The sequence below is a fragment of the Pseudomonas sessilinigenes genome, assembly GCF_003850565.1.
Lineage (GTDB): Bacteria > Pseudomonadota > Gammaproteobacteria > Pseudomonadales > Pseudomonadaceae > Aquipseudomonas > Aquipseudomonas sessilinigenes.
In genome coordinates this window covers 726,939-742,706 of record NZ_CP027706.1, presented here as the reverse complement: position 1 = coordinate 742,706, position 15,768 = coordinate 726,939, and the positions used below count along the sequence as shown (strand labels likewise).

At 62.9% G+C, this 15,768-nt stretch carries 14 protein-coding genes; 10 read left to right on the top strand and 4 right to left on the bottom strand.

Annotated features, from left to right (window positions below):
- Positions 1-47: 47 nt before the first annotated feature.
- The 4 genes from speA to C4K39_RS03310 all read right to left on the bottom strand — a co-directional run bounded on the left by speA (position 48) and on the right by C4K39_RS03310 (position 4,359).
- Positions 48-1,961, bottom strand: coding sequence for an arginine decarboxylase (gene speA, locus C4K39_RS03325; protein WP_068577161.1), 1,914 nt, complete (start codon positions 1,959-1,961; stop codon positions 48-50).
- A gap of 222 nt (positions 1,962-2,183) precedes the next feature.
- Complete coding sequence (locus C4K39_RS03320; protein WP_015634001.1) at positions 2,184-2,555, bottom strand: translation initiation factor Sui1; 372 nt, start codon at positions 2,553-2,555, stop codon at positions 2,184-2,186.
- 196 nt (positions 2,556-2,751) lie between these two features.
- A complete protein-coding gene (locus C4K39_RS03315; RefSeq protein WP_068577162.1) occupies positions 2,752-3,288 on the bottom strand; it encodes an NUDIX hydrolase in 537 nt (178 codons plus the stop codon).
- A gap of 3 nt (positions 3,289-3,291) precedes the next feature.
- On the bottom strand, positions 3,292-4,359 hold the full coding sequence (locus C4K39_RS03310) for a DUF2333 family protein (RefSeq protein WP_068577163.1): 1,068 nt from the start codon (positions 4,357-4,359) through the stop codon (positions 3,292-3,294).
- A gap of 288 nt (positions 4,360-4,647) precedes the next feature.
- Between C4K39_RS03310 and C4K39_RS03305 the strand changes: the two genes are divergently transcribed.
- The 10 genes from C4K39_RS03305 (at position 4,648) to fis (ending at position 15,691) form a co-directional block, all read left to right on the top strand.
- Positions 4,648-6,318, top strand: coding sequence for a response regulator (locus C4K39_RS03305; protein WP_068577164.1), 1,671 nt, complete (start codon positions 4,648-4,650; stop codon positions 6,316-6,318).
- 53 nt (positions 6,319-6,371) lie between these two features.
- Positions 6,372-8,333 carry a methyl-accepting chemotaxis protein gene (locus C4K39_RS03300; RefSeq protein ID WP_068577166.1) on the top strand — a complete coding sequence of 654 codons (1,962 nt, stop codon included), beginning with the start codon at positions 6,372-6,374 and terminating at the stop codon, positions 8,331-8,333.
- Positions 8,334-8,630: 297 nt separating this feature from the next.
- Entirely contained in the window at positions 8,631-9,083 is a 453-nt protein-coding gene (aroQ, locus tag C4K39_RS03295; protein ID WP_068577167.1) for a type II 3-dehydroquinate dehydratase, read from the top strand.
- Positions 9,084-9,131: 48 nt separating this feature from the next.
- A complete protein-coding gene (gene accB / locus C4K39_RS03290) occupies positions 9,132-9,593 on the top strand; it encodes an acetyl-CoA carboxylase biotin carboxyl carrier protein (RefSeq protein WP_068577169.1) in 462 nt (153 codons plus the stop codon).
- A 17-nt stretch (positions 9,594-9,610) separates the two neighbouring features.
- On the top strand, positions 9,611-10,969 hold the full coding sequence (accC, locus tag C4K39_RS03285; RefSeq protein WP_124345653.1) for an acetyl-CoA carboxylase biotin carboxylase subunit: 1,359 nt from the start codon (positions 9,611-9,613) through the stop codon (positions 10,967-10,969).
- A 66-nt stretch (positions 10,970-11,035) separates the two neighbouring features.
- A complete protein-coding gene (locus C4K39_RS03280; protein ID WP_068577173.1) occupies positions 11,036-11,896 on the top strand; it encodes an EI24 domain-containing protein in 861 nt (286 codons plus the stop codon).
- A 34-nt stretch (positions 11,897-11,930) separates the two neighbouring features.
- A complete protein-coding gene (prmA, locus tag C4K39_RS03275; RefSeq protein WP_068577175.1) occupies positions 11,931-12,809 on the top strand; it encodes a 50S ribosomal protein L11 methyltransferase in 879 nt (292 codons plus the stop codon).
- 30 nt (positions 12,810-12,839) lie between these two features.
- Complete coding sequence (locus C4K39_RS03270; RefSeq protein WP_124345651.1) at positions 12,840-14,165, top strand: DUF3426 domain-containing protein; 1,326 nt, start codon at positions 12,840-12,842, stop codon at positions 14,163-14,165.
- A gap of 195 nt (positions 14,166-14,360) precedes the next feature.
- The gene (dusB, locus tag C4K39_RS03265) at positions 14,361-15,374 is read left to right on the top strand and encodes a tRNA dihydrouridine synthase DusB (protein ID WP_068577179.1); all 1,014 of its coding nucleotides are present in this window, start codon (positions 14,361-14,363) and stop codon (positions 15,372-15,374) included.
- Positions 15,371-15,691, top strand: coding sequence for a DNA-binding transcriptional regulator Fis (gene fis / locus C4K39_RS03260; RefSeq protein WP_003186237.1), 321 nt, complete (start codon positions 15,371-15,373; stop codon positions 15,689-15,691). The genes dusB and fis overlap by 4 nt, the downstream gene beginning before the upstream one ends.
- The last annotated feature ends 77 nt before the right edge of the window (positions 15,692-15,768 follow it).

Sequence of the window (15,768 nt, the reverse complement as noted above, 5' to 3'; positions counted from 1 at the left end):
ACGGCGTTTTTCATTGGCCTGAAGGCATCACCAGGGATGCCCCGGCGTCAGGACGACAGGTAGGACGAGCGGGTCAGGCCCAGGCGCAGGGCGTCCAGGAACTGGGTGCGCTCGGCAGCACTGATCCGGGCGCTGGCCACCTTGTCGCGGTAGTGGGTCATCAGCTCTTCGGGCGACAGGTGCACGTAGCGCAGCATGTCCTCGATGGTGTCGTGGGTCTCGATGCCGGCGTGGTACACGCTGCCATTGGCCCGCTGGTAGATGTTCACCGAGTCGGTATCGCCGAACAGGTTGTGCATGTCGCCGAGGATTTCCTGGTAGGCGCCCACCAGGAAGATACCCAGCAGGTAGTCCTCGCCCTCGTTGACCGAGTGCACCGGCAAGCTGGTCTCGATGCTCTGCTCGTCGACGTACTGCTTGATCTTGCCGTCGGAGTCACAGGTCAGGTCTTGCAGTACCGCGCGACGCAGCGGCTCTTCGTCCAGGCGATGCAGCGGCAGGATCGGCAGCACCTGGCCGATGGCCCAGGTGTCCGGCAGGCTCTGGAACACCGAGAAGTTGCAGATGTACTTGTCGGCGAGCTTGTCGTTGAGTTCGTCCAGCACCTGGCGGTGGGAGCGCTGGCGGGCCTTGAGCGAATTGTGCAGGCGCCGGCACACGGCGAAGTAGCACTGCTCGGCCAGGGCTTTCTCGGCCAGGGTCAGCTTGCCGTCGGCGTACTGCGCGGCCACGTCGCTCATGTAGTGGGTGGCGCGCCAGTAAGTCTCGGTGACCATCTCGATGTCGGTCGGGCCCAGCAGGTCCACCAGCCACTGTACGGTTTCCGGCAACTCGTCCTTGTTCTCGATGGCCGGCACGTCGTCGTTGTGCTTCTCGACGTCGGTCACCTGCACCACCAGCATGGCGTGATGGGCGGTCAGCGAGCGGCCACTCTCGGAGAAGATGTGCGGATGCGGCAGGCTCTGCGCGTCGCAGAACTCCTTGAGCATGCCCACCACCACGCCGGCGTAGTCGTCCATGTCGTAGTTGATCGAGCTGGCATTGCGCGAGTGAGTACCGTCGTAGTCCACGCCCAGGCCGCCGCCGACGTCGATGTGGTCGACCGGCAGGCCGAGGTTGCGCAACTCGCCGTAGTAGCGGATGGCTTCCTTGAAGCCGTGCTGGTAGTCGGCCAGGTTGGCGATCTGCGACCCCATGTGGAAGTGCAGCAGGCGAATGCCCTGGTCCAGCCCGGCATCACGGAAGCGTTCCACCACCGACAGCAACTGCGCTGCCGACAAGCCGAACTTGGATTTCTCGCCACCGGTGTCGGCCCACTTGCTCGAAGCCAGGGACGACAGGCGCACCCGCAGACCGACTTGAGGCTTGACCTTGAGCGACGCCGCTTCTTCGATCACCAGGCCCACTTCGGACTCTTTCTCGATGACGATGAATACGTTGTGGCCCAGCTTCTGGCCCATCAGCGCGAGACGGATGAACTCACGGTCCTTGTAGCCGTTGCAAACGATGGTGCCGCCCTTCGGTGCCAGGGCCAGGACCGCCAGCAACTCGGGCTTGGAGCCGGCTTCCAGGCCGATCGAGACATTCTGGGTGGCGATGATGTTCTCGATCACCGCTTCCTGCTGGTTGACCTTGATCGGGTACAGGGCAGTGTATTTGCTCTGGTATTCCAGGCGCGCGATGTTGGCATCGAAGGCACCGGTCAGCTGGCGCACGCGATCCTGGAGGATATCCGGGAAACGCACCAGCAAAGGCAGGGACAAGCCGCTCTTGCGCAACTCCTGGACCTGTTCGAACAGATCGATCGGCAAACTGCTCGGACCATTCGGGCGAACTTCGACGCGACCGGCGTCATTGATCGCGAAATATCCGGCCCCCCAATGGCGAATCCCATAAACACTGCGGCTGTCCGCAACTGTCCATTGGCTGCCATCGTCTTTACGTGTGCGTCGTACGGACATCGAAGTCCCCTATAAAGAAGTCATAGAGCGCCGCCCCGATCCGGGGCCGGCGCAGTCTAAAGAATGAAAATGACGATTAGCCTGCAGGCGCTATAGACCGCGCATGCAGTGCTGAGTTTAGAAACCGTTCTTGAACAGGCTCTGTGAAAACCATGGAGACGACGCCAGGGTCCTGAATCGATCAGGACAGCATCCAGTCAGAGGTGGTTTTCACAGAGGCTGCTAGCCGCCGGACTTCTTCGCCTTGAAACCGTGCTTGACCAGTTCCGCCAAGAGTAGCTCGACATGGTCGCCCTGGATCTCGATGACGCCATCCTTCAAGGCGCCACCGGTACCGCAACGTTTCTTCAACGTCGTGGCCAGTTCCTTGAGGGCGTCTTCGGCCAGGGGCACGCCGGTGATGGTGGTCACCGTCTTGCCGCCACGACCTTTGCTCTCGCGACGCACACGGGCGATGCCATCACCGGCCGGAATCACGGTTTGTTTGCAGATACAGGCGGCCACCGGCTGGCTACAGTCCGGGCAATGTCGACCTGCGTCGGTGGAAAACACCAGGCCACCAAGGGCGGCGAAGGATGCGGCTTTTTTGGCCACCGGCAATCCTCTTGGGAGGACAAAGACTGGTCGGGGCACATGACCGTGCACCGACCGCGAAGCCCCACTCAGGCAGGGGCAGCGCTACTGGGCCAGGTCCCTTGCGGGGATAGCGCTGGCTCAGCTTGAAAAGGCGCGCAGTGTAACGGCAAAAAGCCGACTTGCTAAGAGCCAATCGGCGTCAATTTATGCAACTTTAACGACGTCGTGCCAGATAGCGCTGCAAGGCGGCCAGGGAGTCCGGGCAATAGGGCTTCTCGTGGATTTCCCGTAGCACCTGGTCCAGGGGAATGAAGCGCGCTTCCAGCACCTCTTCCGGCTGCAGGCGCAGCGGTCCGTCCCATACCGCGGAGAAGGCCGAGCACCACAGGCGGTTGTCCGTGTCCTCGAAAAAGAAGTGGTCGTGGGCGGCCAGCTCGACCCCACTCACCCCCAGCTCCTCTTCCAGCTCACGGGCCGCCGACTCGGCGTAGCTCTCAGTGGCCAGGACCATGCCGCCAGCCGCGACATCCCAATATCCTGGATAGATGGCCTTGCTCAAGGTGCGCCGGTGCACGCACAACTCACCAGCGGAATTGAACAGCATGATGTAGGTACCACGACCGATCAGGCCACGCTCGCGCAGCTCCGAGCGGGCCATGGCGCCCAGCAGTTGGTCCTCGCCATCGACCCAGGCGATCTGTTCGGCATCGGAGGCGGCGCGGTGCGCCGCCTCATTGGTGGTTGCGACCATGGATCAGCCCTGGTTGAGCAGTTGGCGCAAGTCGATGACCGCTGCGTTGGCTCGGGAAATATAGTTGGCCATGACCAGCGAGTGGTTGGCCAGGATACCGAAGCCGTTACCGTTGAGGATCATCGGGCTCCAGACGGTCTCCTGGGACGCCTCCAGCTCGCGAATGATCTGGCGCACGCTGACCGTGGCGTTCTTCTTCGCCAGCACATCGGCGAAGTCCACCTCGATCGCCCGCAGCAGGTGCGACAACGCCCAGGCCTGGCCACGCGCCTCGTAGAACACGTTGTCGATCTGCATCCATGGGGTTTCTTCGATTTCCTCGCCCACCTGCGGAACCTGGCCCGGAGCCGGGACTTCGGTCTTCAGCGCGGTATTGAGCTTGACCCGCCCGACGCTGGCCGACAGCCGCTGGGACAGCGAGCCCAGGCGCGTACCCACGTCACCCAGCCAGTTGTTCAGGTTGTCGGCACGGGCATAGAACTGCGCGGTCTTCTGGTTGGGGTCCGACAACCGGGCCTGGTAGCGGCTCAGGGAGTTGATGCCTTCCAGGTATTCCGACTCGCTGGAGGGCAGGATCCAGCTCTTGTTGTCGAAGTTGAAACGCGGTTCGGCCTTGGCCAGGTCGGCGTCCTCGGCGGACTGCGACTGGGACCGGGCGAAATCCTTGCGCAAGGCGCGGGTCAGGTCGCGAACCTGGACCAAGACCCCGTATTCCCAGCTGGGCATGTTGTCCAGCCAGATGCCCGGCGGAAAACGGTCGTTGGAGATATAGCCGCCCGGCTTGTCGAGCAGGGTGCTGACCACGGTCTTGAGGGTTTCCACGGTGGTGTAGCCCACCACCATCTGCCGGCCGTCCTTCTCGGCGGCGAGCTGGGCGTTCTGCTGGACGGGGAACAGCGCGGGCTCCTGGCTCCAATACCAGCCCAGGGCCCCGGTGACCAGCAGGTACAGGCCCAGCAAGGTAGCCAGGGCACGACTGAACAGCAGGCTACCGAAATAACTGCGCGTCGCCGACTTGGGTTGGGCTGCACGTTCCGGCGCGCTGTCTGCGCGGTTCTTCCAATCCAGCATGGCTATATCCTTTCAATCACTTGGGTTCATCGGTTCGACCACAACCCTACTCCATCGTGCCTTGCCCTGGCGGGAGAAATCTCCCGGCAAATGCGCGCCGCGCAATGATTGCGAATCAGGCGGCCACTATAAATGAAGCACACTCCAGAGCCTATGCGAGCAGTCGGTACAAAACCCGATCACGTCGCTTTGCACATTATTGACGTACGACACTCATGGGACTCGAAAGTGGTGCTAGCATAGAGCCACCAGTCGATCTCAGCATGCACCCTAACTAGTAGTCAGGATATGACCGAGCCAGAAGACCCCAGCCGTGAGCGCCTCAAGCACCACTTTGCCCAGCGGGTAATTCATCAGGCACGTCAGATCCTTGAGATATGGCAGCGGCTGCAGCGCAGCGAGTGGTCATCCACCGATATGTCGGAGCTTTGCGAGGCCAACCTGCGCCTGCTGCGTTTCGCCGAGCGCTTCGAACAGCCCGAACACACGCAACTGGCCCGTAGCATCAGCCAATCGCTGGAAGCCGTGGACGCCAATCGCGGGCGCCTGAGCAGCCACCTGATCACCGACCTCAATCGCTTGATGCAGCGCCTGTCGCGCACCGGGCTACGCCATGGCGACCAACTGGAACAGACCTTCCTGCCGCCGCTGCGCAAGCCGATCTACGTGATGCTGCAGGATCACGACCGGGCCGAGCGCCTGGCCAAGCAGCTGGAATTCTTTGGCCTCAGCGCCCAATCCCTGGACAGCATCGGCGCCTTTCGCTCGTCCATGGTGGAGCGCTTGCCGGCGGCCATCGTCATCGACGTGGACTTCTGCGGTCCCGGCATGGGCCTGACCCTGGCCGCCGAGGCCCAGGTCGGCCTGGAGCAGAAGTTGCCGCTGTTGTTCTTCAGCCTGCACGAAACCGATACCCCGACCCGCCTGGCCGCGGTGCGCGCCGGTGGCCAGGAGTTCCTCACCGGCACCCTGGAAGCCTCCAGCCTGCTGGAGAAGATCGAGGTGCTGACCTGCGTGGCCCAGTACGAACCCTATAAAGTGCTGATCATCGATGACTCCCGGGCCCAGGCGCTGCACACCGAGCGCCTGCTCAACAGCGCCGGGATCGTCACCCGCACCCTGATCGAACCGATCCAGGCCATGGCCGAACTGGCGGACTTCCAGCCGGACCTGATCATCCTCGACATGTACATGCCGGCCTGTACCGGCACCGAGCTGGCCAAGGTGATCCGCCACAATGACCGCTACGTCAGCGTGCCGATCATCTACCTGTCCGCCGAGGACGACCTGGACAAGCAACTGGACGCCATGAGCGAAGGCGGTGACGACTTCCTCACCAAGCCCATCAAGCCGCGCCACCTGATCACCACGGTACGCAACCGCGCTGCCAGGGCCCGCAATCTCAAGGCGAGGATGGTCCGTGACAGCCTGACCGGGTTGTACAACCACACCCATATCCTGCAACTACTGGAGGACTGCTGCTTCCGCGCCCGTCGCGAAAACAAGCCGCTGAGCTTCGCCATGCTGGACATCGACCACTTCAAGCGGGTCAACGACAGCCATGGCCACCCCATGGGCGACCGGGTCATCAAGAGCCTTGCGCTGTTCCTCAAGCAGCGCCTGCGCAAGACCGACTTCATCGGCCGCTACGGCGGCGAGGAGTTCGCCATCGTCATGCCCGACACCGACCAGGACGCGGCATGCAAGGTACTGGACGAAATCCGCCAACGCTTCGCCGAGATCCACTACCCGGCCCAGCCCCAGGACCTGTGGTGCACCTTCAGCGCCGGGGTCGTCGAGATGGAAGAGGGCTCCGATAGCCTGTTGATGGCCAGCCAGGCAGACGAGGCCCTGTACCGTGCCAAGCACAGCGGGCGCAACCGGGTGCAGAGCGCCCGGCAGTCAAGTCAAAGTGCCACCTTTTCATCCGAATCCACCGATTCGGTCATAACCTTGTAATACAAACGCAATAAATTCAGGCGCTTACCATTTAAGTCGTTGGTAGAGTCCCGATGCGCCTGAAGCTGCTGACCAATCTCAATACGCTATTGCTTGTCGCCGTCTGCCTGGCCCTGGGCGCGACGCTCTGGTGGTCGCAACGTGCCCTGGAGCGCCCTTACCTCTTGATGGAGCGCTACCTGGGCCTGTCCCAACAGTTCCAGAACCAGGCCGCACGCAACATCGAGGATTACCTGGCCAGCGGCGACGCCCTGCGCCTGAGCAGCGCCACCCAAGCCATCGAAGCCCTGCAAGGTGCCCTGCCCGAGCTGCCCCCTCAACTGGCACACAGCCTGCGCCCGAGCCTGGCCAGCCTCGACGAGTTCAGCAAGACCGACCTGCTGGCCGCCGGCAAGCTGGCGGGCGATCCCCAGGCCCTGTTGTTGCAGGCCGAACGCGAGCTGGGCGCCAGTCTCGAACAACTGAGCCAATACGCGAGCGGTGCCAAGACCGGCGAGGCCAATGCCTACCTGCCCCTGCTGCTGGCCGCTTCGCAGCACCTGGGCAAACTCTCGTTGGCCCGGGACAAGCTGGTCAGCAGCGGGCGCAGCGAACTGGCGGCCGATGTCGAGCGCGAGTTGCACAACATCCGCGCCCAGGCCGAACAGATCGAGGCCCTGCCGCTGTTGGGCGTGGCAGCCAGCAACGAATCCAGCACCGATGATTTCGCCGCCATGATGGGCCTGGAAAACACCCAGAAAAGCGCTGCTGAAGACGCCGGCATCGGCCTCAAGCGCGAGCTCAACAGCCTGCTCAATCGCTACCCAGCCGAACTGGCGCGAACCCGCGAACAGATCCAGAAGCGCGCCGACCTGAGTGCGGCCACCCTGCTGAAGATCACGGCCGTGCGCCAGGCGATTGCCGAGCTGGAACCTGAGGTGCGCGCCCAGCATGGACAGATCCAGGGCGAGGTGCGCCTGATGCAAGGCCTGATGATCGGCCTGATCCTGCTGATCGCCCTGGTGATCGACACTTTGCAGCGCAAGCTGGCACGGGTCCTGACCAATCTCGCCCCTGCCCTGTCGACCTGGGCCCAGGGTGATTTCAGCCAACCGATCCAGCTGGGCAAGACAAACCGTGAGCTGCACGCCATCGAAGAATCCCTCAACCGCCTGCGGGCCTACCTGGTGGACCTGGTAGGCACCATTCGCCAGAACGCCGAACAGGTAGCCGGCAGCAGCCGGGCCCTGGCCGACCTGAGCAGCGGCCTGCACAGCGGGGCCGAGCGCCAGGCGGGCGATACCGCACAGATCCGCGACGCCCTTGGCGAGCTGGAAGCGACGATCCAGCAAGTAGCGGGCGATGCCAGCCAGGCCGCCGATGCCAGCCGCAGCGCCGGGCTGGCCGTCCAGCAGGGCCAGACAGTCATCGGCCTGAGCCTCACGGGCTTGCATGCACTGGTCGGGGAAGTCCAGGGCAATGCACAGATGATCGAGCACCTGGCCCAGGAATCGGCCACCATCGGCGGCGTGCTGACGGTGATCCGCTCGATTGCCGAACAGACCAATCTGCTGGCCCTGAACGCCGCCATCGAAGCGGCCCGGGCCGGTGAAATGGGCCGGGGGTTTGCCGTGGTCGCCGAGGAAGTACGCTCCCTGGCCCAGCGTACCGCCGGCGCCACGGCAGAGATCCAGACCCTGATCGCCGGCCTACAGAGCGCTGCCCAACAATCGGTACAAGGCATGCGGGCGCAGGTCGAGCATGCCGAAGCCACCGCCAGCCAGGCCCAGGCTGCCGACGGCGCCCTGGATGAAATCGTCGGGGCGATCCAGACCATCGCCGACACCGCGGTGCGGATCGCCGACGTCACGGCCCAGCAAAGTGGCGCCGTCAGCGAGATCCGCGACCACAGTGAGCGTATCCATCAGTTGGGAGGCGACAATCTGCTGCGCATTGGCGAAGGCCGGGCCCAGGGCGAGAACCTGCTGGACCTGGGCGGACAACTGCATACCGCGGTCCAGGCCTTCCGCGTCTGACCCTGGCTCCGCGGCCACGGGCCGCGCCCTGGTCTTCGGGGCCAGCAGCTACCTTGGGGTCGCAACGATCTGCAGCCCCCGACTGCCACCATGGTCACGCCAACATCGGCGAAACCGGCACCATCCCTCCATCCGCCTCGTATTGCGCAGGCAAATGACTGGATTTCATTGCTCAGTCATATATTTCGCGCAAACATCGGTCATCGTGCTGGCTATTGCTGGGAACTGGACAGTCACAAAGTCTTTCCGGCATAGTCGCCGGGTTCTGACAACCGCCCCGATAACAAGGAACAACCGATGGCCACCCTACTGGTTCTCCACGGCCCCAACCTGAATCTGCTCGGCACCCGCGAACCGGGGGTCTATGGCGCAACCACCCTGGCCCAGATCAACCAGGACCTGGAGCAGCGGGCCCGTGCCGCCGGGCATCACCTGCAGTACTTGCAGAGCAATGCCGAGTACGAATTGATCGAGCGTATCCACGCCGCGCGAGACGAGGGCGTGGACTTCATCCTGATCAATCCAGCAGCTTTTACACATACAAGCGTCGCATTACGTGACGCGTTGCTGGCGGTGAGCATCCCATTCATCGAAGTGCATTTGTCCAACGTGCACAAACGCGAACCTTTCCGCCATCACTCCTACTTTTCAGATGTCGCTGTAGGAGTGATCTGCGGCCTTGGCGCCAGCGGTTACCGACTGGCCCTGGAGGCCGCCCTGGAACAGCTTGAAAGACAGGCAACAGCTTGAACAACAAGCGTTAAACGCCCCTGACCGACCCCTGGGAGTTGATGATTCATGGATATCCGTAAAGTCAAGAAACTGATCGAACTGCTGGAAGAGTCCGGCATCGACGAGCTGGAGATCAAGGAAGGCGAAGAGTCCGTACGCATCAGCCGTCACAGCAAGACTCCAGCCCAGCAATACTACGCACCGGCTCCTGTGGCCGCTGCTCCAGTGGCTGCCCCGGCCGCCGCTCCTGCTGCCGCTGCCGCACCTGCCGCTGCCGCCGCACCTGCCCTGAACGGCACCGTGGCCCGCTCGCCGATGGTCGGTACCTTCTACCGCAAGTCTTCGCCAACCTCGCCTGCTTTCGTTGAAGTCGGCCAGAGCGTGAAGAAAGGCGACACCCTGTGCATCGTCGAAGCGATGAAGATGATGAACCACATCGAAGCTGAAACCAGCGGTGTGATCGAATCCATTCTTGTCGAAGACGGCCAGCCGGTTGAGTACGACCAACCGCTGTTCACCATCGTTTGAACCGCGGAGAGTCTTTGATGAAGCCTGCGAAGTTGGAAAAAGTCCTGATCGCCAACCGCGGCGAAATCGCCCTGCGGATCCTGCGTGCCTGCAAGGAAATGGGGATCAAGACCGTAGCCGTCTACTCCAAGGCCGACAAGGAGCTGATGCACCTGGGCCTGGCTGACGAATCGGTGTGCATCGGCCCGGCGCAAGCTGCGCAGTCCTACCTGCACATCCCGGCCATCATCGCGGCCGCTGAAGTCACTGGCGCCACGGCGATCCACCCTGGCTACGGCTTCCTGGCGGAAAACGCCGACTTCGCCGAACAGGTGGAGAACTCCGGCTTCGCCTTCATTGGCCCGAAAGCCGAGACGATCCGCCTGATGGGCGACAAGGTGTCCGCCAAGCACGCCATGATCGCTGCCGGCGTACCGACAGTCCCAGGTTCCGACGGCCCACTGCCCGAAGACGAAGAGACCGCGCTGCGCATCGGCCGTGAAGTCGGCTACCCGGTGATCATCAAGGCCGCCGGCGGCGGTGGTGGTCGCGGCATGCGCGTGGTGCACAAGGAAGAAGACCTGATCGCCTCGGCGAAGCTGACCCGCTCCGAAGCTGGCGCGGCGTTCGGTAACCCGATGGTCTACCTGGAGAAGTTCCTGACCAACCCACGTCACGTGGAAGTCCAGGTCCTGTCCGACGGCCAGGGCAACGCCATCCACCTGGGCGATCGCGACTGCTCGCTGCAGCGCCGTCACCAGAAGGTCCTCGAAGAGGCCCCGGCTCCAGGCATCGACGAGACCGCCCGCCAGGAAGTCTTCGCCCGCTGCGTCAAGGCGTGCATCGACATTGGCTACCGCGGTGCCGGCACCTTCGAGTTCCTCTACGAGAACGGTCGTTTCTACTTCATCGAGATGAACACTCGCGTACAGGTCGAGCACCCGGTATCGGAAATGGTCACCGGTGTCGACATCGTCAAGGAGATGCTCAGCATTGCCGCTGGCAACAAGCTGTCCATCAGCCAGGACGACGTAGTCATCCGCGGTCACGCACTGGAATGCCGGATCAACGCAGAAGACCCGAAAACCTTCATGCCGAGCCCAGGCACGGTCAAGCATTTCCATGCTCCAGGCGGCAACGGCGTACGCGTCGATTCGCACCTGTACAGCGGTTATGCGGTTCCACCGAACTACGATTCGTTGATCGGCAAGCTGATCACCTACGGGGCAACCCGTGACGAAGCCATGGCGCGCATGCGCAATGCGCTGGACGAAATCGTCGTCGACGGAATCAAGACCAACATCCCGCTGCACCGCGACCTGACCCGCGACGAAGGCTTCTGCAAAGGGGGAGTGAACATTCACTACCTGGAGCACAAGCTGGCCGAGCAACACTGATCGCCCGCAGCACCCCGGACAAGGCCGCATCATGCGGCCTTTTCTCATTTTTGCAGGATGCAACCCATGACATTGAAAACCCGCTGCCAGGGCATTACCCGAGCCTGCGGCGAGGCATTGACCTGCCTGGCCCTGGCCCTGCGTTCCAGCCTGCGCCCTGGCATCCTGCTGCGCTCCAGCCTGCTCTGCCTGATTGTATTCGGGCTGTGGACCTGGGCGTTCTACAGCAACTTCCAGCTCATCAGCATCGTCTCCGGCGCGATCTCCCTGTTCGTCGTCTACGGCGCGGCCGTCATCGGCTTCGTTCCCGGCATCAGCGGTAGCGGCGGAGCCAGCGTTGCCGGCATGGGCGCCATCGCCCCGGCACTGGCCACCCTGCTGATCTATGCAGGCCTGCTGGCCGTCGCAGTCATAGTCGCCCTCTACACCGGCATGATCATCCTGAGCATCCGCCTGATGCTGCGCTGGGTGCTGATGGGCAGCCTGCGCCAACGAGCCTTGCGCCAGTATCCGCACCTGCAGGGCCGTACCCCGGCCCCCGGGAACATGCTGCGAGGTGCCCGCTACTACCTGATGCCCTGGCTGAGCCTGGGCCTGGGCCCACTGCTATGCCTGCTGATCCCGTTCGTGAACGGGATGCTGCTGATGCTCCTGCTGGCCTATCTCAATGTACGTTTTCTCACCGCGCCGGCCCTGGCCGGACTGGCCAGCGGCGAGGAACAGTTGCAAGCCATCCGGCAGCAACGTGGCGCCATGGCCGCCTTCGGACTGCTAATCTTCGTGATTGCGCTGGTACCGGTGCTCAACCTGCTGGTGCCGGCCCTGCTGGGGGCGGGTACTTGTCATCTCGCCTATCGCGGCCTGGAACGTACGCCAAGCCCGGCTGGCGCGGCCTGTGTACCTCAAGTAAGCTTGCCGCCCCTATAAAGGCTCATCTTTTTTCGCGTTCTGAGGTCCCGTCATGCCCTGGTTACAAGTCCGTCTCGCCATCACCCCGCAACAGGCCGAGACCTACGAAGACGCGCTGCTGGAAGTCGGCGCCGTGTCGGTGACCTTCATGGACGCCGAAGACCAACCGATCTTCGAGCCTGAATTGAACACCACCCCGCTGTGGTCCCATACCCATCTGCTGGCGCTGTTCGAGGGCGGCACCGAAGCCGCCAGCGTCCTGGCCCACCTCCAATTGCTGACGGGTAGCCCGCTACCGGAGCATCACAGCGAAGTCATCGAGGACCAGGACTGGGAACGCAGCTGGATGGACAACTTCCAGCCGATGCGCTTCGGCCGACGCCTGTGGATCGTTCCCAGCTGGCACGACGCCCCGGAGCCGGACGCGGTCAACCTGCTGCTGGACCCGGGCCTGGCCTTCGGCACCGGCACCCACCCGACCACCGCCCTGTGCCTGGAGTGGCTGGACAGCCAGGATCTGAGCGACTGCAACGTGCTGGACTTCGGTTGCGGCTCGGGAATCCTGGCCATCGCCGCCCTGCTGCTGGGCGCCAAGCAGGCCGTGGGCACCGATATCGATGTCCAGGCCCTGGAAGCCTCCCGCGACAACGCCGGGCGTAACCACATCGCCGAGGAGCTGTTCCCGCTGTACCTGCCGGAACAACTGCCGCCACAACAGGCCGATGTGCTGGTGGCCAACATCCTTGCCGGCCCGCTGGTTGCCCTGGCTCCGCAACTGTCGAGCCTGGTAAAGCCCGGGGGACGCCTGGCACTCTCCGGGATCCTCGCTGAACAAGGTGAGGAAGTGGCCGCCGCCTACGCCCAGGACTTCGATCTGGACCCGATTGCCACCCTCGACGGCTGGGTGCGCATCACCGGCCGTCGGCGCTAGAATGGCCGCCTGCATAATCCGGATGGCCGCATGACCGACAGTTTCGTCACCCAGTGCCCGCATTGCCAAACCAGGTTCCGTGTCAGCCATGCTCAGTTGAGCGTGGCTCGCGGGGTAGTGCGTTGCGGATCTTGCCTGCAAGTGTTCAACGCCGCACGCCAGCTGCTTGAGCAACGCGCAGCCAAGGAAGGCACGGTGCCCAAGCCCGTCGCCAAGCCGGCAGCCGAACCGACTCCGAAACCGGCACCGGCACCGGCACCGGCACCGGCACCGGCACCGGCACCAGTGGAACCGAAACTGCAACCACCGCCACCGGAGCCCGCACCGGCACAACGCGCCATCAGCCAGAAACAGTGGTCGGCCGCGGAAATGGACCTGGACCACCTGGACCTCGACGAGGAACTGGCCAAGCTCGAACAACGCGAGATCCAGCCTGCCAAGGCATTCGGTCGTGAGCACGCCCCCAGGGAAGATGGCCTCACCGCACGGCGCGACCCCCAGGACGCCGATGAGGGCAACTGGCCCGGCGGCCTGTTCGCCAGCGCCGCCGAGCACGATGAACCTGACTCCATCAGCCTCAAGTCCACGGACGATAGCGACGTCGAGCCACCGCGCTCCAGCCGCACCGAACCTTCGTTGTCCTTCAACCTGGCGGACCTGGACGACGAGCCCCAGCACCCGAGGCTGCTCCCGGATGATGAGCCGGAGCCGGTTGCACCTGTGGCCACCAACCATTCCGACTCCGACGACCAAGCGCCCACGGCGACCGCCGGCAAGAAGCGCCGCGAGCGCAATGAGCCCGGAGTCCAGGACGACGTCCTGCTGGATCTGGAAGACGACCCGCTCCATCTCGACTGGCAAAAACGTCGCTCACCCTGGGGACGTCGCCTGCTCTGGCTGCTACTGATCCTGCTGGCTGCAGGCGGCCTGGTAGCCCAGTACATCGCCTATCACTTCGACGAACTGGCACGCCAGGACCAGTACCGCCCCTGGTTCCAGCAACTGTGTCCGGAATTCGGATGTACGGTGCCATCGCGCGTCGACATCGACCGGATCAAGAGCAGCAACCTGGTGGTGCGCAGCCACCCGGAGTTCAGCGGAGCCCTGGTGGTGGACGCCATCATCTACAACCGAGCGCCCTTCTCCCAGCCCTTCCCGCTGCTGGAACTACGCTTCGCCGACCTCAACGGCCACCTGATCGCCAGTCGCAGCTTCAAGCCCGGGGAATACCTGGGCGGCGACTTGCAAGACGCTGCGGAAATGCCACCGCAGACCCCGATTCACATCGCCCTCGATATTCTCGACCCAGGACCCAAAGCCGTGAACTACAGTCTGAGTTTCCACTCACCCGAGTGAAACGGCTGGAGAGTTAACGGACGACTCTGGATTGACGACAGATTTATGACAGCCTCCCCCTGGGTCAATCCTGGGAACCGGCAGAATAACTGTTCAGATTTTATCCAATTCAGCCTTTATCCGGTCATCGAGAGCGGGTATCATGCCAACCCTTTTTCGAACTCTCATGATCCGGCCCCACAACAGGGAAGTCCTATGTCGGCGGTACGCATCGGCCCATACACACTGCAAAACGGCTTGGTTCTCGCCCCGATGGCGGGGGTTACCGACCAGCCCTTTCGTCAGCTTTGCAAGCAATTGGGTGCCGGCCTTGTAGTCTCGGAAATGGTCACCAGCGACATGAGCTTGTGGAACAGCCGCAAATCGCGGTTGCGCATGATCCACGAAGGCGATCCCGAGCCACGCTCGGTACAGATTGCCGGTGGCGATGCACAGATGCTGGCAGACGCCGCCCGCGCCAACGTCGAGTTGGGCGCACAGATTATTGATATCAACATGGGTTGCCCGGCGAAGAAGGTCTGCAACAAGGCCGCCGGCTCCGCGTTGCTGAAAGACGAAGTCCTGGTCAACGAGATTCTCCAGGCGGTGGTGGCCGCGGTGGACGTACCGGTCACCCTGAAGATCCGTACCGGCTGGGACCGGCAGAACAAGAATGGCCTGACGGTGGCGAAGATCGCCGAACAGGCTGGCATCACGGCACTGGCGGTCCATGGTCGGACCCGCGCCGACTTGTACACCGGCGAGGCCGAGTACGACACCATCGCCGCGATCAAGCAGGCGGTGTCGATTCCGGTCTTTGCCAACGGCGATATCGACTCGCCCGAAAAGGCCCGGCAGGTGTTGCATGCCACCGGAGTCGACGGGCTGTTGATCGGCCGGGCCGCCCAGGGGCGGCCATGGATTTTTCGTGAGATCGAGCATTTCCTGCGTACCGGTGAAACCCTCCCGGCACTGGAGCTGTTCGAGGTTGAACGTATTCTGCTGGAGCACCTGGCCGCGCTGCATGCCTTCTATGGGGATGTCATGGGCGTACGCATTGCGCGCAAGCATGTGGGCTGGTATCTCGCAACCCTGCCGGGCGCCAGGGAGTTTCGCGCCCACTTCAATCGTTTGGAAGATACGGAAGCACAGTGCGCCAACGTCCGTGAGTTCTTCGCCGGACGTTACAAGAGCCTGGAAACAGGGGACGGAGAGGGGGTGGCCGCATGACGATGATGACCGAGACTTTAGTGAGTGGAACAACACCCGTGAGCGACAACGTGAATTTGAAACAGCACCTCAATACCCCCAGCGAAGAAGGCCAGACCCTTCGCGGGAGTGTCGAGAAGGCGCTGCACAATTATTTCGCCCACCTTGAGGGCGCTGCCGTCACGGACGTGTACAACCTGGTGCTCTCCGAAGTCGAGGCCCCGTTGCTCGAAAGCGTGATGAACTACGTCAAGGGCAACCAGACCAAGGCCAGCGAACTCCTGGGTCTGAACCGCGGAACCCTGCGCAAGAAACTCAAGCAGTACGATTTGTTGTAAGCATTCACTCAAACCAGAAAGGCGCCCGCGTAAAAAACGGTCGCCTTTTTTGCTGACTCCCTTGCTTTTGATGGAAA